Source organism: Streptomyces sp. NPDC052079, assembly GCF_040680275.1.
Lineage (GTDB): Bacteria > Actinomycetota > Actinomycetes > Streptomycetales > Streptomycetaceae > Streptomyces.
Map to the genome: position 1 here is coordinate 61,225 of NZ_JBFAWL010000012.1, position 18,172 is coordinate 79,396.

Genomic DNA, 18,172 nt, shown 5'->3' on the forward strand with positions numbered 1-18,172 from the left:
GGGGGGCTAGTTGCACAGGGTGACGCAGTTGGTCACTTAGCGTTGCGAATAGGTAACCGTGTCATAACGGCGATCCAGGGCCCGCGCCCGACACGCCGGGCAACTCGGCAAGGTTGTGGCAGGCTGCACCCGGGCAGGCCACACTCGACTAGCGGAAGCAGCGACGCACGTGACGTCGGCAGGCACCACCCGGGAGGTCCCCATGCCCGAACTGCGTGTCGTGGCCGTCTCGAATGACGGCACACGGCTGGTGCTGAAGGCTGCGGACAGCACGGAGTACACGCTTCCGATCGACGAACGGCTCCGCGCCGCCGTGCGCGGCGACCGTCCCCGCCTCGGCCAGATCGAGATCGAGGTGGAGAGCCATCTCCGCCCCCGCGACATCCAGGCGCGTATACGAGCCGGTGCGACCGCGGAAGAGGTCGCCCAGATGGCCGGCATCCCGGTGGACCGCGTGCGCCGCTTCGAGGGCCCGGTCCTCGCCGAGCGCGCCTTCATGGCCGAACGCGCCCGCAAGACCCCGGTGCGCCGGCCCGGCGAGAACTCCGGCCCCCCGCTCGGCGAGGCCGTTCAGGAGCGGTTGCTGCTGCGCGGCGCGGAGAAGGACACCGTCCAGTGGGACTCCTGGCGCCGCGACGACGGCACCTGGGAAGTACTTCTGGTCTACCGCGTCGCGGGCGAACCGCACTCGGCGAGCTGGACGTACGACCCGCCCCGGCGGCTCGTCCAGGCCGTCGACGACGAGGCGCGCTCGCTGATCGGCGAGTCCGACGACCTGGCCGCGCCCGAGCCCAGCTTCCCGTTCGTGCCGCGCATCGCGCGGCTGCCGCGCGACCGTCCAGGCGACCGTGAGCGGCCGAGCCTGCCCGCGCAGGCATCCGAGCCCGAGGAAGAGTCCCTGACGGCCACGGCCTCGGGTGAACGGGACTCGCTCACCAGCCTGCTGGAGGCGGTGCCGAGCTTCCGGGGCGACCTGGTCGTGCCGGAGCGCGCGCCCGAACCCGCCGCCGAGGAACCGGAGTCCGAGCCCGAGGCGGAGGAGCCCCCGGCGCCCGCGGCCTCGGCCGGTTCCGCCTACGCGGATGTCCTCATGCCGCGCTCCGTCGGCAGCCACCGGGACCGTCTCATCGGCTCGACCGACCGCCAGGCCGAGGCGGACGGCGTCCGTCCCGGCCGGCGTGCGGCGGTACCCAGCTGGGACGAGATCGTGTTCGGGACGCGGAGAAAGAAGCAGGAGTAAGCCGATCGGGCGGTCCGCGCGGGTGGCCGGTTGACGGGCGGACGGATGTCCGGGGAGGCGCCCCCGACGCCGAGCGACGGGCGCCTCGTCATACGTGCGACCGGAGCCCCGCCCCCGTCCGCCCTCGGGCGGGCTTGCCGTAGGCGCCGGGCGCGTGCCGTCGCCGTACGCGGGCCCGCCAGGAACGACTCGCCCGGAGCCCTACGACGGTGCGGGATGCCGCATGCTCCGGCGAAGCCGAGAGGTGACGGAGAATCCGGATTCGGGCGGGCGACCCCGCACGGCCCCGCCCGTCAACCGAAAACCTCCGCAACCGGCCCACCGCCACGGGGACGCCTCGGCGGGGTACCCCGTGACGGGGAGGCCCGGCAGGCGTACCCGGTCACGGGGAGGCCCGGCGGACGAACCCGGTCACGGGGAGGCCCGGCGGACGAACCCGGTCACGGGGAGGCCCGGCGGACGAACCCGGTCACGGGCACGACCCGCCGGACGAACCCGGTCACCGGCACGCCCCGCCGGACGGACCCGACCACCGGCACAACCCGGCAGACGAACCCGGCCACGGGCACGACCCACCGGACGGACTCGGTCACCGGCACGACCGGCCAGACGAACCCGACCACCGGCACGACCCACCGGACGGACCCGACCACCGGCACAACCCGGCAGACGAACCCGGCCACGGGACGCGCCAGCAGACGAACCCGAGCACCGGCACAACCCGGCAGACGAACCCGGACACGGAGACGACCCGGTGGGCGTGCCCGAGCCGATCCGGTCCCGGCTACTGCGGGTCCGGGCCCACCGCCACCGGTCGCTCCGGGTCCGAGGACCACTCCGACCAGGAACCGACGTACAGCGCCGCGGGGATGCCCGCGACCGCCAGGGCCAGGACCTCGTGGGCTGCGGAGACGCCCGAGCCGCAGTACACGCCGACCGGCGAACCCCCCGACACGCCCAGGTCCTTGAAGCGGGCGCTCAGTTCCCCGGCCGGCAGGAAACGGCCGTCGGGGCCGACGTTCTCCGTGGTGGGCGCCGAGACGGCGCCCGGAATGTGCCCGCCGACCCGGTCGATCGGCTCCACCTCGCCCCGGTACCGCTCCCCCGCGCGGGCGTCCAGCAGCACCCCTGAACGCGCCAGCGCCGCCGCGCCGTCGGCGTCGAGCAGCCCGGTCTCCGCCGGCACCGGCACGAAGTCCCCCTCGGCCGGCCGCGGCACCGCGGTCTCCAACGGGCCCTCCCAGGACGGCAGCCCGCCGTCGAGGACCCGCACGTCCGGATGACCCGTCCAGCGCAGCAGCCACCACGCGCGGGCGGCGCCCCAGCCCAGCCCGCCGTCGTAGACGACGACCGGCGTCGCGGACGACACGCCCGCCCGCCGCATCGCCGCGCCGAACACCGCGAGGTCCGGCAGCGGATGACGGCCCCGCCCGCCCGCCGCGGACGCCAACTCCTCGTCGAGGTCGACGAAGACGGCACCGGGGAGATGCCCGGCCTCGTACGCGGCCCGACCGTCGAACGGCGGTTCACCGGTCGCCGTGGCGAGGCTGAGTTGCCAGCGGACGTCGAGCAGTACCGGCGGATGCGCGCCCGCCAGCTCGCTCGCGAGTTCGGATGCGGAGATGATGTCGTTCATGGTCACCATCCTCGCGCACGGGGTGGCCGAGTCGTCGAGGTGCGGCTACTCTGCTCGGCCGGGCAGGAACGGTCACGAGGGGTACGGGACCGGGCACATACGGTGTCGGCATCGGCGCGGGAACGATCCGCCGAGTGGACGGGACACGACAACCGCAGGGGCGAGATGACCACGGCCCGCGAGCACGCGGCCGAGAAGAGAGTGACGATGACCGACGCACGGGGGTACGCCCGCCCGAACGGCGAGGCGCCCGCTGGGCACACACCCGGCACACCCTGCTGGGTGAGCCTGATGGTGCACGGACTGGAGGCCACCGAGGAGTTCTACGGGGCGCTGTTCGGCTGGGAGTTCCGTCCCGGCCCCCGGCAACTGGGGCCCTACGTGCGCGCCTTGCTCGACGGCCGCCCGGTGGCCGGCATCGGTGTACTGCCCCCGGACCGTCAACTGCCCGTCGCGTGGACGCCGTACTTCGCCTCGGACGACGTGGACCTGACGGCCGACGCGGTGCGTTCGTGCGGTGGCACGATCGGGGTGGGCCCCCTGGACGCCGCCGACGCCGGACGCCTGGCGATCGGCTCCGACCCCAGCGGCGCCGTCTTCGGGATCCGGCAGGCGTCCGCGCGCACCGGCCCCGCGGTCACCGGCGTGCCCGGCGCTCCCGCCTGGAACGAGCTGACCACCTACGATGCGGCCCATGTGGCCAAGTTCTACGAGACCGTCTTCGGCCACGAGGAGCACACGGACTCCCCCGCCGCCGACCACGTCACCCTCCACCTGGCCGGCCGCCCCGTCGCCGCCGTCCGCGGCCTGGGCAACGCCCTGCCCCGAGACCGCGGCCCGCACTGGACGACGTACTTCGTCGTCACCGACGTCGACGACGCGGTGGACCGGGTCCGTGACCTGGGCGGCCAGGTCCTCGCCCCGCCCCACAACAGCGACCACGGCCGCGTCGCCATGGTCGCCGATCCTGAAGACGCGCGGTTCGCGTTACTGCAGCCCGCGCAGTGACGTTTGCTTCCGGCGACTTCCAGGAGCCGCTCGGTGTGGGACGTCCAGCCGGCGCTAAGGACCTCATAGAAGCAGCAGTTCCGTGCCCCTCTGTTACGGGGACCTGATGTTCACGGCAGGCCCGCAGAGTTCCGCGACGAGACTGTCGACGGCCGCGTGCCAGGTGCGTACCTGGGTGTGGGTGGGGCCGAGTTCGTCGTGGTGGTACTTGCAGGCCGCGCTGAGGCGGTTCCAGAGGGCGTGGGCGCGGCGGGCCCTGGCGGGGCCGGCGTAGTGGTGCAGGCAGAGCAGTTTCGCGCGCATGCTGCGGAGTCCGCCGAGTCCGGCTTCCTCGGCCGTGAGGGCCGCGTCGACGGCTGCTTCCAGGGCGATGCGCAGGGCGTAGGCCGCGCCGCGGTCGCGGCCCGCCGGGGTCAGCGGGCCGTCGCCGTCCGGGCTGTCGGTGAGGAGGTCGTCGGCGGTTGCGAGCAGTACGGCGGCGGCGGTGGGGGTGGCGGGCATCAGGCGTTCCCCTTCGGCTTGCGGATCCGGTCGGCGAAGTCTGATCCGTCGCGTCGTCCATGGGTGTCTCCCGTGGTTCCCGTACTGACGTGGAAGGGTCGAGCACCGACGGGTGCCGGGGCGGCGACTGGCCGGCGCCGGGTGCCTGTCGACGTGCCGAACCGTAGGAGTGGGATGGGAGCAGTCATGGCTGAGGAACCGATAACCCCTGTTATCGGCCCCTCAGTCAGGCGAGTTCGGGCGATGAGGCAGGACGGACAGAACGCCGCCGCGTCTCGCCGGAACGGCTCAGCCGTTGAGGTCGATCACTCGTACAGGCTGTCCTTTCCACACGTCAGGCACTGTCGTGGCGATCACGGCTCCGTTCGGCCGCTCCGCCGTCGGCTCGGCCGCGTATCGGGTGTGGGCGGGAGCCCAGGACGTCTCGCGAGCCACGGCAAGCGCGGCAGGCAGATCCAGGTCCAGCAACGCGATGCCGGGAAGCGCGGCGAGGTGCTCCGCCGTTCCAGGCCGTACGCGATCGGCTTCCACCAGCGCGCATACGGGGGCGTAAAGGAACCAGCCCGCCTCGGAATGCGCACGGTGGATCAGGCGCGAGGCGAGCACATTGCCTTGGCCCGCCGCCACCATCGCCGTCTCGTCCAGGACGATGTGCACAGCTTCGGTCACCTGGCTCCCGCCTCACGGAGCCGTCGGTCCAGTTCTGCGTCGAGTTCGGCCTGTTCGCTCGCACTCGGGTCATAACCGTTCCATGCCCGCAGGGCGGCGCGAGCCTGGTCGGCGCGGGCGGCTCGTTCCTCGGGCGTGAGCAGGGTCTCCGCGAGGTGGGACAAGTAGCCCCGAAGTGACATGCCTTCGGAGGACGCTATCCGAGCGAGCCGGTCGCGGGCTTCAGCAGGGATACGGATGTTGGCGTCAGGCATACAGACCTCCTCAGTCACCGTCCGAGGGTACGGGTACGGGTACGCACCCGTCCAGGCAGCTCCATCTGCGGCGAACGACACCGTCACCAGACCCGTGACGAAAGTGCGCACTCCGCCCAGACGGTCTTGCCCGGGCCGTCCGGACGCGGGTGCCAGTCCCAGCGGGTCGCGAGCTGCGATACGAGGAGCAGTCCGCGGCCGTTCTCCTCGATGCCGGCGGCGCTCTCCGGGAGGGCCGGGCGGCGGGGGTGGCGTTCGGTGCGGGTGTCGGTGACCTCGACGCGTACGGTGCGGCCGTCGGGGGTTGCCTGGAGGCGGAGGTGGAAGTCCCGGCCGGGGACGTGACCGTGGCTCACGGCGTTCGCGGTGAGCTCGGCGACGATCAGCACGATCGCGTCGTGCGGGTCGGTGCCGTACGGGATGCCCCACCCGTCCAGGCGGACGGCCGCGAGGCGGCGGGCGAGACGGGCTCCGCGTGATGTGGAGGTGAAGCGCATCTCGAAGGCGGGACCTGGTGGTGAGGACGCCTTCAAGGGAGCGCAGGACGTGGCGGGTTGGGTGGTGTCGGTGGAATTGATGGGTTTCGTCATCACGCCCCTCACCGTCCCGTCGGTCGCGTAGCGTGACCAGTGGTGACGCAGCGACAGGGGGCGCCTGTACCCGTGTTGTACGCGCGTGTCGGAGCTGCGCGCCGTGACGGCGCCCCTTGTGGGGGCGTTGAGCGAGAGAAGGCGGTGGTGGACATGGCGGAGCGCACGGGTGCGGAGGCCGGGGCCGAGGTGGCTCCCGGGGAGCGTGAGCACGGCGAGGCCAACGGCGGCGCGGGAGCGGCGGTCGTGAGTCTCGGGGACGGGTGGGAGAACGACGGCGGGGCCGGGCGGCGACCGGAGGACGAGTCCGGGCGGGGTGTCGTGGTCGCGTTCGGGCAGACCATGAAGACGCTGCGGGTGCGGGAGGGGCTGGAGCGCGAGGAGTTCGGGCGGCGGCTCGGGTACTCGGCGTCCACCATCGCGTCGTTCGAGCAGGGGCGGAGGATTCCGACGCCCCGGACGATCGAGCGGGCGGATGAGGTGCTGGGGGCGGGTGGGTTGCTGTGCCTGTGGAAGGAGCAGGTGGAGCGGGCTCAGTATCCGGTGTTCTTTCAGGGGATGGCGGTGTTGGAGAAGGAGGCCGTTGAGCTGGTCGCCTACGACACCCTGGTGGTCAAAGGGCTGCTTCAGACAGAGGAGTACATGAGGGCGCTGCTCGCCATGAGGCGACCTCCCCTGGACGAGGAGACCATCGAGCAGCGAGTGACGGCGCGGTTGGCCCGACGGGACATCTTCGATCGCCGGCCTGCCCCGCTACTGAGCTTCGTGCTTGACGAGGCAATCCTGCGGCGGCCTTACGGAGGCAAGACCGTGCTGCGAGGGCAGTTGGAGCATCTGTTGCTGATGGGACAGAGGCGCAACGTCGAGATCCAGATCATGCCGGTCGACCGCGAGGACAATGCTGGCGTGAACGGACCGTTCACCGTTGTCACTCGGAAGGACGGCAAGAAGTTCGTGTACGCCGAGGCACAAGGAGTCGGCTCTCTACAGACTGACCCAGAGCAAGGGGTTCTGGCCGCCGCCCGCTATGGGATTATCCGATCACAGGCTCTCAGTCCGCGAGAGTCACTGGAGCTCATCGAAGGGTTGCTGGCATCGCTATGAACAACGCTGAGTCCTCGACCGTCGCCTCCGATCTCGCTTGGTTCAAGAGCAGCTACAGCGGAACCGAGGGCGGTGATTGTGTGGAGGTCGCGCCCGGTACAGCGGTTGTGCACGTCCGGGACTCCAAGGCCACCACTGGCCCCATGCTCACGGTGTCGCGTGAGGCGTGGGCGGGTTTCGTCGGGCTGGCCTCGTAGGAACGGCGTGCCTGACTTGGACCGCAGCTGACGCATCCGGGCTCACGAGGACCCGGATGCGTCAGCTGACGGCTCCCTACCTGGATGCCGCGTCGTCCCCGTCGGACTGTTCGACGTAGTCCGTGGCGGAGGGCTCGTGCTCTCGCACGACCTCGACGTCCTCGACCGGCAGGTCGGGTTTCGTCATGTCCAGCTCGGCGAGGTGGTTCTTCAACTTCTTCGCCATGGGACGGTAGGTCGCGAAAGTGAGTCCGTGTTTTTAATCAGTAGGCAGGTGCAGTTCGGCGAGCGTGGCGCCGGGCCGCGCTCCGCTGGATGGCTGCGTAGGTAAGTACGGCCCGTCCGTGCCCGTCAGGGACGCGGGGCTTTCTCGCCGTGCAGGGCCGGGTATTCGGCTGCGAGCCAAGGGCCGAGTTCGTTGATGAGCATCCCGAGCACCGCCTGATCGGGTAAGGGTGAACGGCCCATGGACGCGGCGATGCGCATCTGCTCGACGCGCTCGGGGTAGTAGCGGCCGAAGAGCTCGGCGGACTGGTCGAGGTCGCTGGTCCAGCCGCCCCATCCGGGCATGATCAGAGTGAATCCTGTACGGACGATGCGACGGCCGACGAGACGGCTGAGGGTCCGGCGATGGGCGTCCGTGGTGGCTTCTGCTGCTTTGGCGCGCCAGTGTGGAAGCACGCGGGCGAGGTCACCGTTGGTCTCCCGGGCCAGTAGGGCTGTGGGGTGGTAACGGGGCAGTTGTTCTGCGAGGTCAGGGCCCAGCAACGGGGTGCAGAGGCAGGCGATGAAGAATCCGCCGTCGTGACGTTCGACGTCGCTGAGCAGAGCCCGCGTGCTGGTCAGCAGGATCCCGACGCCATCAATCTGCGGGAATGCACGGTCGAGTGCGGCCTCGATCGCTTTGGCGTCAGCGCGGTCGGCTTCGGTGGGCTCGTCGTGGAGGGCGAGCTGGAGGTCGAGGTCGGAAACGCCGGGGGTAGCGGTGCCACGGGGGATGCTGCCGTAGAGGTAGGCGCTGTGCAGGCGCGTTCTGCCGAACGCCTCGGTGATCTGAGCGCGGGCGGCATCGACGACGGGGACAAACGGTGCTGGCACTCGGTCCAGTGCGCCTTCGCGTGCGATCGTTCCGTCGCGGTCCAAACCTCGTTCGTTCATGGAGCCACTGTGCCGTTACTGCTGCGTGCTGCCGAGCGGATTTCCGAGGCGGTGTGGTATGCGCGAATCGCACCGCCGAGACTGGGTCAGCAAGAAGCGGCGCCAGCACGGGACGGCGGAGGTGTCGGATGCGGCCGAGGAGTAGCGCCGTCAGATGTCCCCGACGCGGGTTTCCTCGGCCAGCTGGGGGTCTGGCCGTCGAGCCGGAACCGGCCGTGACGGTCACCGAGAAGGTCACCGTCACGCCGAAGCCGGCCAAGAAGCCGGGAGCGGCCACCACGGTCGAGGGCGACGGCCAGTACCTCGTCGGCGACGACATGCAGGCCGGCACGTACAAGACCGCCGGGCCCGAGAAGGGCAGCATCATCGAGAACTGCTACTGGGCGCGTACGAAGAACGCCTCCGGGGAGTTCGAGGCGATCATCGCGAACGACAACCTCCAGGGTCAGGGCCGGGTGACGGTCAACAAGGGCGAGTACTTCGAGACCAACGGCTGCCAGGAGTGGACCAAGGTCGGCTGACCGGCCGCCGCATACGCCGCCGCGCTCGTGGGGGGGACGCGGCGGACACGGGGCGGGCGGCCCGCCGAGAACGGACCGCCCGCCCCTCCCCTGCCCCTTCCGCCACCTGCCCGACGTGAGAGAGGCCCATGTCGGCAACCCGCTCCACGCGGCCGGGGCTGAGCCTCGTATCCGCTCGCCGCGCCCTCCTCCCGTCACATCTCCCGTTCCCTGACCCCGCCGGGCCCTCCGGCCGAAAGGAAGTTCCGCGATGTCCTCTCCCGAGCAGCAGCCTCATATCCCTCCGCCGGCCGCGGACCCCGAAACGGACCAGAACACGGCCGCCGAGGAGCCGGCCCCCGCGCCGGCCGGGCCGCTCCCCGCCCCGCCCGACCACCCGCCGACCCCGTCCGCCTCCCGCTGGTCACGGCTGCCGCGCGGCGCCGTCTTCGTAATCGGCGTCGGCCTAGGGGCCGCAGTGGTGGGAGCCTGCTGGGCGGGGGTGTCACTGGCCGACGGCTCGGAAGAGGCGTTCAGCACCGACGGGACGCTCACCGTCAGCGGGATCGGCGCGGGGCTGGCCTCCGGCGACCTGTGTACCGGAACGGACGGCTACGACGACATCGACTTCGGCGCTCAGGTCAGCGTCACCGACGCCGCCGGGACCCTCGTCGCCAAGGGCAGTCTGGGGCTCGGCGAGAAGACCGAGCTGGGCTGCGAATTCTCCTTCACGGTCGACGACATCCCGCCGGGCTCGAAGTTCTACACGGTCGAGGTCTCCCACCGTGGCGGCCTGACCCAGACCGAGGACGAACTGCGCGCAGGCGGCCTCGCGTTCACCCTCGGCGACTGAACGGCCGGCACGGACCGGTTCGGGGGGATCCCTATGTGACTCCAGGGCCCGGAATAGGCGTAGGGCCGCCCGGCGTTGGCGCGGCATGACGACGAACGTGCCGCGGCCCGAGGTGCTGCGCTACACCGCCTTCTCTGAGAGCACCGACGGCGGGAACCCCGCCGGTGTCGTGCTGGACGCCTCCGGTCTGGACGACGGGGAGATGCTGGCCATCGCCGCCGAGGTCGGGTACTCGGAGTCCGCGTTTCTGACCGCGCGGCCGGGAGAGCGGGCGTACGGCGTTCGTTACTTCAGTCCCAGGGCCGAGGTGCCGTTCTGCGGGCATGCCACCGTCGCCGCCGCCATCGCCCTGGCCGAGCGGGACGGACCCGGGGAGCTGGTGTTCGCGACGCGCGCCGGGATCGTACCGGTCGAGGTGGCCGAGGAGGGCGGGACGGTCCGGGCCACGCTCACCAGTGTCGAGCCGCACGTCGACGAGATCGCCGACGCGGATCTCGGTGAGGCGCTCGCCGCGCTCGGCTGGCCGGCCGCCGATCTCGATCCGGCCTTCCCGCCCCGGATCGCGTTCGCCGGAGCGCGCCACCTTGTGCTCGCGGCGGCGACGCGTGCCCGCCTCGCGGATCTCGCGTACGACTTCGCACGCCTGGAAGCGCTGATGCACCGCCTGGATCTGACGACGGTTCAGTTGGTGTGGCGGGAGTTGGCCACCGTGTTCCACGTCCGTGACCCGTTCCCCGTCGGCGGTGTCGTCGAGGACCCGGCGACCGGCGCCGCGGCTGCCGCCTTCGGCGCGTACGCCCGTGAGTTCGGGCTGGTTCCCGAGGACGCCGTTCTCACCCTGTTCCAGGGCGAGGATCTGGGCCGCCCCGGCGAGCTCACGGTGACGCTGCGCGCGGGTGACCGGCGGGTCCGGGTCAGCGGGGCGGGCGCCCGCATCGGCTGACCACGCCCGGTCAGGTGCTCGACACCGGGAGCACGTCCGGGGACAGTGCCGCCGCGCGGGCCGTCGCGGCCGTCATGCGGCGGCGGTGGTGGCGGCGGCACAGGACCTCGTAGCCGATCTCGTCCGCGGAACCGGTGACATCGCCGACCACCACCTGGGCGCCCTCGACGACCATGACCCCGCCGACCGTGCGGGCGTTGTGCGTGGCGCGGGCGCCGCACCAGCACAGGGCCTCCACCTGGAGCACCTCGACGCGGTCGGCGAGTTCGACGAGGCGCTGGGAGCCCGGGAACAGCTTGGAGCGGAAGTCGGTCGTGATGCCGAAGGCGTAGACGTCGAGGTCCAGGTCGTCCACCACGCGCGCGAGCTGGTCGATCTGCTCCGGCGCCAGAAACTGCGCCTCGTCCGCGATCACGTAGTCCGCGCGCCGGCCCTGCGAGAGGTGGTCGACGAGGTACGCGTACAGGTCGGTGGCGTCGCCGACCTCCACCGCGTCCGTGACCAGGCCGAGGCGGGAGGAGAGCTTGCCCTCGCCCGCGCGGTCGTCGCGGGTGAAGATCATTCCGGTCAGACCGCGTGCCGAACGGTTGTGCTCGATCTGGAGAGCCAGCGTCGACTTCCCGCAGTCCATCGTTCCGGAGAAGAACACCAGCTCGGGCATGGGGGGACGGAAACCTTTCGGCGGCGACGGCGGGGGACGGCGGGACGGCCGTCAGGAGCGTACTTCGAGCAGGGGGACGAGTTGCTCGGCAGGGGTCATGGAGCCGTGGTTGCCCACCATGGACGACTCCCTCGGTTCCCGCTCGGACGCGATCAGCAGGACGTCGTCCCGCGCGGCGGCGACCACGTCGCCGATGCGCTGGTGCACACGGTCGTCGATCACGGGACCGAACCAGCCGGAATCGATCGCCTCGTCGCGCGAGGCCACCCAGAACTGCTCGCCGAGCACCTCGCGCCAGCAGGTCAGCACGTCGTTCGCCGCGCCGGGGACCGCGTACACGTGCCGGGCGCGGCCCTCGCCGCCGAGGAGGGCGACGCCCGCCTTCAGCTCCCAGTCCTCGTCGAAGTCGATGCGGTGCCGCTCGTCGAAGGGGACGTCGATCATGCCGTGGTCGGCGGTGACGTAGAGGGCGCTGCGCGGCGGCAGCTGCTCCGCCAGGCGCTGCACGAGCCGGTCGACGTGGGCGAGCTGGCCGCGCCAGGTGTCCGAGTCGACGCCGAAGCGGTGGCCCGCGCCGTCCACCTCGGCGTAGTACGTGTAGACGAGGGCGCGGTCGGCGCCCGCCAGCTGTTCCGCGGCGAGGTCCATGCGGTCCTCGCCGGAGAGCCGTCCGTGGAAGGCGCCGCCGCTGAGCGCGACCTTGGTCAGCGGGGTGTTCTCGAAGGTCGGCGAGGAGACCTGGGCGGCGTGCACCCCCGCGCGGTGGGCCAGCTCGAAGACGGTGGGGTACGGCTGCCAGGCGGCGGGGGCCGTCCAGGGCTGCCAGCGTAGCTGGTTCATCAGCTCGCCGGTGTCCGGGTTGCGCACGGTGTAGCCGGGCAGGCCATGGGCGCCGGGGGGCAGGCCGGTACCGACGGAGGCGAGGGACGTCGCGGTGGTCGCCGGGAAGCCCGCGGTGAGCGGGCGGCCGGTGCCGCCGCGCGAGCTGCCGAGCAGCGAGGTCATGAACGGGGCGTCCTCGGGATGCGCGCGCAGCTGCTCCCAGCCGAGACCGTCGATCAGGAACACGCAGTTCCGGTCGGCGGGGGTCAGCTCGGGGATGCCGGCGGCCATGCCCGGGACGCCGAGACCGGCGGCGAGGGTGGGCAGCAGGTCGGCGAGGGACCCGGTGCCGTACTCGGGCACGGGGGCGGAGTCCAGGGGGAGCGGTTCCGGGTGGGGGTCCCAGACGGCGGGCTGCACCATCAGCGGGTGGTGTCCGCGGTCGCCTCGGAGAGGGCCTGGGCGAAGGCGAGCGCCTGGCGCACCGTCTCCGGCCCGTCACCCGCCTCGCTGACGCGCAGGCTCAGGTCGTCGGCCGTGGAGCTGCCCGTGTAGCCGTGGTCGGCCTCGCAGTTGGGGTCGCCACAGGCGGCCGGCTCCAGGTCGATACGGGAGACGGCGCCCCAGCCGATGGTGAGCACGATCTCGCGCGGCAGGGTGCCCGGGGCGTACGACTCCGGGTTCGCGACCACCCGGCTGACCACGATCGACGAGATCCGGCCGAGCTTGACCGACTCGGTGGAGGTGGTGGCGTACGGCGTCGGGGAGGTGGTGTCCGCGGCCTGCTCGTCGGTGTGGCTGACGATGAAGCGGTTGCCGGTGAGGACGAGCACGGTGACGTGCCGCCGCACCTCGTTCTGGTCGAAGGTCGTCTCCTGGTGGACCAGATACGACCGGATGGGCTCGCCGCCCACGGCGGCCTCCACCGCCTCGGCCACGAGGGCCGGGTAGTAGCCGCTGCGCTCGATCGCCGCCCGCAGCCCCTGGGTCGTCGTACTGGTCTTGGCCATGACGCCCATCCTACGGGGGACCACTGACTGCCAGGCACCGCTCGGCGCAGTCGGCTCTGCCTCTGGCGAGCTCAGTAGACCGGCAGGGTCCGCGGGCCGAGGTCGTCGCGGGCGGGCGGCGGGGCCAGGCGTACGGAGGCGCCGAGGACGCTCACGCCGTGCGGGGCCACGACGACCGGCTCCAGGGTGACCGCGACGACCTCCGGGTGGTCGTGGACCAGCCGCGACACCCTCAGCATCAGTTCCTCCAGGGCGGCGGTGTCGACGGGTGCCGAGCCGCGCCAGCCGAACAGGAGGGGGGCGCTCCGGATCGCTCGCACCAGTGAGGTCGCGTCGCGGTCGGTGACCGGGACGAGGCGGTGTGCCATGTCGCCGAGGAGCTGGGAGGGGGGCCCGGCAAGACCGAAGGACAGCACCGCTCCGGCGGCGGGGTCGATCACCGCGCGTACGACGGTGTCCACTCCGCGCGGTGCCATCCGCTGCACCACGGGGCGCAGCTCCTCCGGCGTGCCGAACAGCTCGGTCAACTCGGTGTACGCCCGGCGCAGTTGTTCCTCGTTCATCAGGTCCAGGCGTACGCCGCCCAGGTCGGCGCGGTGCCTGAGGTGCGGGGCGGTCGCCTTGAGGGCGACGGGGTAGCCGAGGCTGCGGGCGGCCTCGGCGGCGGTGTCGGGGGTGGGGGCGGGCAGGGCCCGGTTCACGGGGATGCCGTACATGCCGAGCAGGTCGCAGGTCTCCTCGTCGCCGAGGGTGAGGCCCTGTCCGCGCGAGAGCAGCCCGTCGATGAGCGCGGCGGCGCCCCTCTCGTCGATGTCGTCGTACTCAGGCACCTTGCCGGGCTGGGCGGCCTCCCGCCGCCACTGCGCGTACGCGACGGCGTGCGCCAGGGCCCGGACGGCCCGCTCGGCAGCGGGGTAGGCGGGGATGAGGTGGGCGCCTTCGGGGGGTTCGACGGGGGTGGTGGGGGTGGCGGGGGCTGGGTCGGCCGTGCCGGGGGCGGGCCGCGTGGGGGTGGGGGTGCGGGGGGCGGCGGGCCGCGCGGGGGGCGTCGATGGAGCACCGCCGGGCGGCGTTCGCGGTGCCGCCCGGTCGGGAGTGCCGTTTCCGGCGCGTGTACCCGCGGCCGCTGCCGCGCCGTCCGCCGTCCGGGAGGCCGTGTCGTGTCCGGCCTGCGTACCCCTGGCCGGTATGGCCTCGGCGGAGGAGGTGCGCTGCCCCGTCCGTGGGGGTGCACCCGCGTCCGGCTGCCGCTCCTCGTGCTCGTCCCCCTGCGGCCCGGCGCCCGGCGTGTCGCGTACGGGGGCCGTCCCCGCCGGGGTCGGCGAGTCCGGCCCGGCGCCGGCCGTCGGCTGGGGTGCCGTGCTGGTCGCGGCGGACAGGGCCTCCGCAAGGCCGCCGAGCTCGACGTGGACCACGAGGACCGGCTTGGTCGGGGCCGCGGCGGCGGCCGAGCGCAGGGCCTCCGCCAGGGCCGCGTCGCCGACCGAGCCCTCCCCCACCGCCGGGATGGCGGTCACGACGACCGCGTCGCTCGCATCGTCGGCGAGCGCGCGCGAGAGCGCGGCGTGGAAGTCCGCCGCCGACGCCGCCGTGGTGAGGTCCTGCGGGGGATGCGGACGCAGGCCCTCGGCGAGACAGGCCTCGTAGGTGAGCAGGCCCAGGGACTCGGAGTTGCCGAGGATCGCGACCCGGGGGCCGGCCGGCAGGGGCTGGCGGGCGAGCAGCAGGCCCGCGTCGACCAGTTCGGTGATGGTGTCCACGCGGATCACCCCGGCCTGCCGCAACAGCGCGGACACCGTCTCGTGCGGCAGCCGGGTCGCCCGTACGGCGTGTCCCCGGGGCCCGGTGCCGTGGCGGGCGCCCTGGACCACGACCAGGGGCTTGGCGGCAGCGGTCCGGCGGGCGAGGCGGGTGAACTTGCGGGGGTTGCCGATGGATTCCAGGTACATCAGGGCGACGTCGGTGTGGGGATCCTCGTACCAGTACTGCAGCACGTCGTTGCCGGAGACGTCGGCCCGGTTGCCCGACGAGACGAAGGTGGAGACGCCCGTGACCCCGGTGACGCCGCCGCCGCGCCGGTGCAGACGCGACAGCAGGGCGACGCCGATCGCGCCGGACTGGGCGAACAGCCCGATGCGCCCCGCGCGGGGCGGCTCCGGCGCGAGCGAGGCGTTCAGCCGCACGTCCGGGGCCGTGTTGATGACGCCGAACGAGTTGGGGCCGATGATCCGCATCCCGTACGAACGGGCTTGCCGGACGAGGGCACGCTGGCGTTCGCGGCCGTCGGGTCCGGACTCGGCGTAACCGGCCGAGACGACGACGAGCCCCTGCACTCCGTGTTCACCGCACTCGGTCACGACCTCGGGGACGTGCTCGGCGGGCACGGCGACGACCGCGAGCTCGACGGGTCCGTCGACCTCCCGGACGGACCGGTACGCGGCCACCCCGTCGAGCTCCTTCTGATCCTGCGCGAACGCCTTGTTCACGGCGTAGAGCCGGCCGGTGTACCCGGCGTCCCGGATGTTGTCGAGGATGCTGCGTCCCACACCGCCGGGGGCGCGTCCGGCGCCGACGACGGCGACCGAGCCGGGGGCGAGCAGCCGCTGCACCGAACGTGCCTCCGCGCGTTGCTCGCGCGCGTACTGCACGGCCATGGACCGGTCCGTGGGCTCGAGGTCGAACTCCAACCGGACGACGCCGTCCTCGAAGCTGCGCTTCTGGGTGTATCCGGCGTCGGTGAACACCTTGATCATCTTGGTGTTGGCGGGCAGCACCTCGGCCGCGAACCGGCGGATGCCGCGCTCCCGCGCGACGGCACCGATGTGCTCCAGCAGCGCGGAGGCGACGCCCCGTCCCTGGTGGGCGTCCTGCACCAGGAAGGCGACCTCCGCCTCGTCGGCCGGTGCGGACGCGGGCGTTCCGTCGGTGCCGATCCGGTCGTAGCGTACGGTGCCGATGAACTCGCCGCCGATGGTGGCCGCGAGTCCCACCCGGTCCACGAAGTCATGGTGCGTGAAGCGGTGGACGTCCTTGGCGGACAGGCGAGGGTAGGGCGCGAAGAAGCGGTAGTACTTCGACTCGTCCGAGACCTGCTCGTAGAAGCTGACCAGGCGCTCCGCGTCGTCGACGGTGATGGGGCGGATACGCGCGGTGCCGCCGTCGCGCAGCACCACGTCGGCCTCCCAGTGGGCGGGATACTCGTGCCGGTCCGACGGGATCTGCATGCGCCCCAGAGTACGGCTCGCGTACGGCGACGGCGCGAGGCAGTCTGTGGTGGACGACAGCCGGAGCGAGGCCGCGGTCCGGCTGTCACCGGGAGCGGGCACGGATGCCGCTTTGGACAGGCTTCACGATATGCGAAGCTGGTCTAGACAACCCTGAACACCGAAGGGCAGCAACACATGGCTGAGCGCCGCGTCAACGTCGGCTGGGCCGAGGGTCTCCACGCCCGCCCCGCCTCCATCTTCGTCCGAGCCGCCACGGCCGCAGGCGTCCCCGTGACGATCGCCAAGGCCGGGGGCAACCCCGTCAACGCGGCCTCCATGCTCGCCGTGCTGGGCCTGGGCGCCCAGGGCGGCGAGGAGATCGTCCTCGCGTCCGACGCGGAAGGGGCGGAGGCCGCCCTGGACCGTCTGGCGAAGCTGGTCTCCGAGGGGCTGGAGGAGCTCCCCGAGACCGTCTGAATCGCGCGTGAGCGCGGGGACGGTTTCGTTCCTCGCAGGCACCCGACACGGCACAGGAAAGGCCCGCCCGGATGATCCGGGCGGACCTTTCCTTCTTTTCCACTCCCCTGCGACGGTGGGCCGGGGGAGTCGCGTACGGCGGGGCGGGGGTGTTCGCCCGCTGTGGCTGGCGCGTCCGCGCCCTCAGCTCCACCAACAAGCACAGTCGCGCCAGTCCGAGGACGGACATCCCCGACCCGACCCCGCACCACCCACCGGCCGTGGGCGCCGCGCAGCGGGCGCGCGCGTGTCTCAGAGGTTCACGCCATGCGCGCGGAGGTAGGCGACGGGGTCGAGGTCGGAGCCGTAATCGGCCCCCGTGCGGGCCTCAAAATGGAGATGGGCGCCCGTGACATTCCCGGTGGCGCCGGAGAGGCCGATCTGCTGTCCCGCGGTGACCTGCTGCCCCGCCGAGACGGCGAGGGACGACAGGTGAGCGTACTGCGTGTACGTGCCGTCGTTCATCTTGATCACGACCTGGTTGCCGTACGCACCGCCCCAGCCGGCCTCGACGACGGTGCCCATGCCGACCGACTGGACGGGCGTACCGCTCGCCGCGTGGAAGTCGATACCGGTGTGGCTGCCGGACGACCAGACGGCGCCGCCGCTCTGGTAGGCGGTGGAGACGTAGGAGCCCGGGATCGGGGAGACGAAGGTGTTGAGGCGCTTGCGCTCCGCCTCACGCGCGGCCCGCTCCTTCTCCGCGCGGGCCTTCGCGGCCTCCTCGGCCGCCTTCTCTGCCGCCATCTCACGGGCGGCCTCCTCGGCGGCCTTCCGCGCGGCGGCCTCGGCCGCCGCGCGCGCGGCCTCGTGCTGGGCGGCCGCCTGGGCGTCGATCCGTTCGGCGACCGTGTCGCCCAGGGTGATGACGGGAGTGAGGCCGGTCTGCGCGGCGGCGGGTTCGGCGGCGAGCGCCGGAGCCGTGAGGGAGCCGACGACTCCGGTGCCGGCGAGGGCCGCGACGCCCGCCGCGCGGGCGGTGCCGCGCTGCATCCGGCTGGGACGACGGTGCTTCCCGGGGGCGCGGGTGAACGCCATGTACAGGCTGGTCCTTTCCTTCCCTCTCGCCTACCGGGTTAGCTGACGGGTTCGGAGCAGGAAGGTCTCCTACGGGCCCCCTCGCGGCACGCGCGGGCGTCCGATTCACCCCAGGGACTACAGGTGGGTCCCCGGCTCCCCTGGCTCGCGCCGTACGGGGACTCGGCGATGGCTGTTCGGTGCCGCGGATGCGGCGCACTGCCCGACGAACAGCCCGCACGAAGCTAAGCGGGACGTCTCCCAATCCCCAAACGATTCCGGGTTTT

20 protein-coding genes and 1 riboswitch are annotated in these 18,172 nt (G+C 72.3%); of the genes, 8 read left to right on the forward strand and 12 right to left on the reverse strand.

The features are described from left to right. Positions 1-202 precede the first annotated feature (202 nt). On the forward strand, positions 203-1,240 hold the full coding sequence (gene sepH / locus AB0L56_RS19085) for a septation protein SepH (RefSeq protein WP_361026126.1): 1,038 nt from the start codon (positions 203-205) through the stop codon (positions 1,238-1,240). Between the two features lie 784 nt (positions 1,241-2,024). Here the strand turns inward: sepH and AB0L56_RS19090 are convergent. Beyond that, complete coding sequence (locus tag AB0L56_RS19090; protein ID WP_365424714.1) at positions 2,025-2,876, reverse strand: sulfurtransferase; 852 nt, start codon at positions 2,874-2,876, stop codon at positions 2,025-2,027. 207 nt (positions 2,877-3,083) lie between these two features. On the opposite strand from AB0L56_RS19090, the gene AB0L56_RS19095 reads away from it, so the two are divergent. Then, the gene (locus tag AB0L56_RS19095; protein ID WP_365424716.1) at positions 3,084-3,884 is read left to right on the forward strand and encodes a VOC family protein; all 801 of its coding nucleotides are present in this window, start codon (positions 3,084-3,086) and stop codon (positions 3,882-3,884) included. Positions 3,885-3,977: 93 nt separating this feature from the next. Here AB0L56_RS19095 and AB0L56_RS19100 read toward each other — a convergent pair whose 3' ends face one another. The 4 genes from AB0L56_RS19100 to AB0L56_RS19115 form a co-directional block, all read right to left on the reverse strand. Beyond that, positions 3,978-4,385: a hypothetical protein gene (locus tag AB0L56_RS19100; RefSeq protein WP_365424718.1), complete on the reverse strand. Its 408-nt coding sequence runs from the start codon at positions 4,383-4,385 to the stop codon at positions 3,978-3,980. A gap of 288 nt (positions 4,386-4,673) precedes the next feature. After that, entirely contained in the window at positions 4,674-5,054 is a 381-nt protein-coding gene (locus AB0L56_RS19105) for a hypothetical protein (RefSeq protein WP_361026108.1), read from the reverse strand. Then, positions 5,051-5,308: a hypothetical protein gene (locus AB0L56_RS19110; RefSeq protein ID WP_361026105.1), complete on the reverse strand. Its 258-nt coding sequence runs from the start codon at positions 5,306-5,308 to the stop codon at positions 5,051-5,053. The genes AB0L56_RS19105 and AB0L56_RS19110 overlap by 4 nt, the downstream gene beginning before the upstream one ends. Positions 5,309-5,391: 83 nt before the next feature. Further along, positions 5,392-5,898, reverse strand: coding sequence for an ATP-binding protein (locus AB0L56_RS19115; protein WP_365424838.1), 507 nt, complete (start codon positions 5,896-5,898; stop codon positions 5,392-5,394). 153 nt (positions 5,899-6,051) lie between these two features. Between AB0L56_RS19115 and AB0L56_RS19120 the strand changes: the two genes are divergently transcribed. Next, positions 6,052-7,002 carry a helix-turn-helix transcriptional regulator gene (locus AB0L56_RS19120; protein WP_365424721.1) on the forward strand — a complete coding sequence of 317 codons (951 nt, stop codon included), beginning with the start codon at positions 6,052-6,054 and terminating at the stop codon, positions 7,000-7,002. Further along, complete coding sequence (locus AB0L56_RS19125) at positions 6,999-7,199, forward strand: DUF397 domain-containing protein (protein WP_365424723.1); 201 nt, start codon at positions 6,999-7,001, stop codon at positions 7,197-7,199. The genes AB0L56_RS19120 and AB0L56_RS19125 overlap by 4 nt, the downstream gene beginning before the upstream one ends. 76 nt (positions 7,200-7,275) lie before the next feature. On the opposite strand, the gene AB0L56_RS19130 is transcribed toward AB0L56_RS19125, so the two are convergent. Both AB0L56_RS19130 and AB0L56_RS19135 read right to left on the reverse strand, forming a co-directional pair. Then, positions 7,276-7,425, reverse strand: coding sequence for a hypothetical protein (locus AB0L56_RS19130; protein ID WP_365424725.1), 150 nt, complete (start codon positions 7,423-7,425; stop codon positions 7,276-7,278). A 125-nt stretch (positions 7,426-7,550) separates the two neighbouring features. Then, entirely contained in the window at positions 7,551-8,357 is an 807-nt protein-coding gene (locus tag AB0L56_RS19135; RefSeq protein ID WP_365424727.1) for a nucleotidyltransferase domain-containing protein, read from the reverse strand. A 215-nt stretch (positions 8,358-8,572) separates the two neighbouring features. Here AB0L56_RS19135 and AB0L56_RS19140 point away from each other — a divergent pair, with 215 nt between their 5' ends. The 3 genes from AB0L56_RS19140 (at position 8,573) to AB0L56_RS19150 (ending at position 10,653) form a co-directional block, all read left to right on the forward strand. Then, positions 8,573-8,878: a hypothetical protein gene (locus AB0L56_RS19140; protein WP_365424729.1), complete on the forward strand. Its 306-nt coding sequence runs from the start codon at positions 8,573-8,575 to the stop codon at positions 8,876-8,878. 250 nt (positions 8,879-9,128) lie between these two features. Continuing rightward, positions 9,129-9,710 (forward strand): hypothetical protein, encoded by a 582-nt coding sequence (locus AB0L56_RS19145; protein WP_365424731.1) that lies wholly within the window; start codon positions 9,129-9,131, stop codon positions 9,708-9,710. 85 nt (positions 9,711-9,795) lie between these two features. After that, positions 9,796-10,653: a PhzF family phenazine biosynthesis isomerase gene (locus AB0L56_RS19150; protein WP_365424733.1), complete on the forward strand. Its 858-nt coding sequence runs from the start codon at positions 9,796-9,798 to the stop codon at positions 10,651-10,653. Between the two features lie 10 nt (positions 10,654-10,663). Here the strand turns inward: AB0L56_RS19150 and AB0L56_RS19155 are convergent, their stop codons facing one another. The 4 genes from AB0L56_RS19155 to AB0L56_RS19170 all read right to left on the reverse strand — a co-directional run bounded on the left by AB0L56_RS19155 (position 10,664) and on the right by AB0L56_RS19170 (position 16,370). Further along, the gene (locus tag AB0L56_RS19155) at positions 10,664-11,314 is read right to left on the reverse strand and encodes a thymidine kinase (protein ID WP_361026081.1); all 651 of its coding nucleotides are present in this window, start codon (positions 11,312-11,314) and stop codon (positions 10,664-10,666) included. Positions 11,315-11,365: 51 nt separating this feature from the next. After that, positions 11,366-12,559, reverse strand: a complete 1,194-nt coding sequence (locus tag AB0L56_RS19160) for a nucleotide pyrophosphatase/phosphodiesterase family protein (protein WP_361026078.1) — start codon at positions 12,557-12,559, stop codon at positions 11,366-11,368. Then, entirely contained in the window at positions 12,559-13,146 is a 588-nt protein-coding gene (locus AB0L56_RS19165; protein WP_361026075.1) for a DUF5998 family protein, read from the reverse strand. Before AB0L56_RS19165 ends, AB0L56_RS19160 begins: the two co-directional genes overlap by 1 nt. 71 nt (positions 13,147-13,217) lie before the next feature. Beyond that, positions 13,218-16,370: a GNAT family N-acetyltransferase gene (locus AB0L56_RS19170; protein ID WP_365424736.1), complete on the reverse strand. Its 3,153-nt coding sequence runs from the start codon at positions 16,368-16,370 to the stop codon at positions 13,218-13,220. A gap of 177 nt (positions 16,371-16,547) precedes the next feature. Here AB0L56_RS19170 and AB0L56_RS19175 point away from each other — a divergent pair, with 177 nt between their 5' ends. Continuing rightward, positions 16,548-16,829 carry an HPr family phosphocarrier protein gene (locus AB0L56_RS19175; protein WP_361026067.1) on the forward strand — a complete coding sequence of 94 codons (282 nt, stop codon included), beginning with the start codon at positions 16,548-16,550 and terminating at the stop codon, positions 16,827-16,829. A gap of 291 nt (positions 16,830-17,120) precedes the next feature. Here the strand turns inward: AB0L56_RS19175 and AB0L56_RS19180 are convergent, their stop codons facing one another. Further along, positions 17,121-17,906 (reverse strand): M23 family metallopeptidase, encoded by a 786-nt coding sequence (locus tag AB0L56_RS19180; protein WP_361026064.1) that lies wholly within the window; start codon positions 17,904-17,906, stop codon positions 17,121-17,123. 12 nt (positions 17,907-17,918) lie between these two features. Next, positions 17,919-18,084, reverse strand: a riboswitch (cyclic di-AMP (ydaO/yuaA leader). Positions 18,085-18,172: the final 88 nt, after the last annotated feature.

What these genes read in the sequence shown, in the direction of transcription:
- AB0L56_RS19165 (WP_361026075.1), bottom strand. Translation starts at nt 13,146, where the DNA reads ATGGCCAAGACCAGTACGACGACCCAGGGGCTGCGGGCGGCGATCGAG.
- AB0L56_RS19100 (WP_365424718.1), bottom strand. Translation starts at nt 4,385, where the DNA reads ATGCCCGCCACCCCCACCGCCGCCGCCGTACTGCTCGCAACCGCCGAC.
- AB0L56_RS19150 (WP_365424733.1), top strand. Translation starts at nt 9,796, where the DNA reads ATGACGACGAACGTGCCGCGGCCCGAGGTGCTGCGCTACACCGCCTTC.
- AB0L56_RS19095 (WP_365424716.1), top strand. Translation starts at nt 3,084, where the DNA reads ATGACCGACGCACGGGGGTACGCCCGCCCGAACGGCGAGGCGCCCGCT.
- AB0L56_RS19155 (WP_361026081.1), bottom strand. Translation starts at nt 11,314, where the DNA reads ATGCCCGAGCTGGTGTTCTTCTCCGGAACGATGGACTGCGGGAAGTCG.
- sepH (WP_361026126.1), top strand. Translation starts at nt 203, where the DNA reads ATGCCCGAACTGCGTGTCGTGGCCGTCTCGAATGACGGCACACGGCTG.
- AB0L56_RS19160 (WP_361026078.1), bottom strand. Translation starts at nt 12,559, where the DNA reads ATGGTGCAGCCCGCCGTCTGGGACCCCCACCCGGAACCGCTCCCCCTG.
- AB0L56_RS19115 (WP_365424838.1), bottom strand. Translation starts at nt 5,898, where the DNA reads ATGACGAAACCCATCAATTCCACCGACACCACCCAACCCGCCACGTCC.
- AB0L56_RS19170 (WP_365424736.1), bottom strand. Translation starts at nt 16,370, where the DNA reads ATGCAGATCCCGTCGGACCGGCACGAGTATCCCGCCCACTGGGAGGCC.
- AB0L56_RS19125 (WP_365424723.1), top strand. Translation starts at nt 6,999, where the DNA reads ATGAACAACGCTGAGTCCTCGACCGTCGCCTCCGATCTCGCTTGGTTC.
- AB0L56_RS19135 (WP_365424727.1), bottom strand. Translation starts at nt 8,357, where the DNA reads ATGAACGAACGAGGTTTGGACCGCGACGGAACGATCGCACGCGAAGGC.
- AB0L56_RS19110 (WP_361026105.1), bottom strand. Translation starts at nt 5,308, where the DNA reads ATGCCTGACGCCAACATCCGTATCCCTGCTGAAGCCCGCGACCGGCTC.
- AB0L56_RS19175 (WP_361026067.1), top strand. Translation starts at nt 16,548, where the DNA reads ATGGCTGAGCGCCGCGTCAACGTCGGCTGGGCCGAGGGTCTCCACGCC.
- AB0L56_RS19120 (WP_365424721.1), top strand. Translation starts at nt 6,052, where the DNA reads ATGGCGGAGCGCACGGGTGCGGAGGCCGGGGCCGAGGTGGCTCCCGGG.
- AB0L56_RS19145 (WP_365424731.1), top strand. Translation starts at nt 9,129, where the DNA reads ATGTCCTCTCCCGAGCAGCAGCCTCATATCCCTCCGCCGGCCGCGGAC.
- AB0L56_RS19090 (WP_365424714.1), bottom strand. Translation starts at nt 2,876, where the DNA reads ATGAACGACATCATCTCCGCATCCGAACTCGCGAGCGAGCTGGCGGGC.
- AB0L56_RS19130 (WP_365424725.1), bottom strand. Translation starts at nt 7,425, where the DNA reads ATGGCGAAGAAGTTGAAGAACCACCTCGCCGAGCTGGACATGACGAAA.
- AB0L56_RS19180 (WP_361026064.1), bottom strand. Translation starts at nt 17,906, where the DNA reads ATGGCGTTCACCCGCGCCCCCGGGAAGCACCGTCGTCCCAGCCGGATG.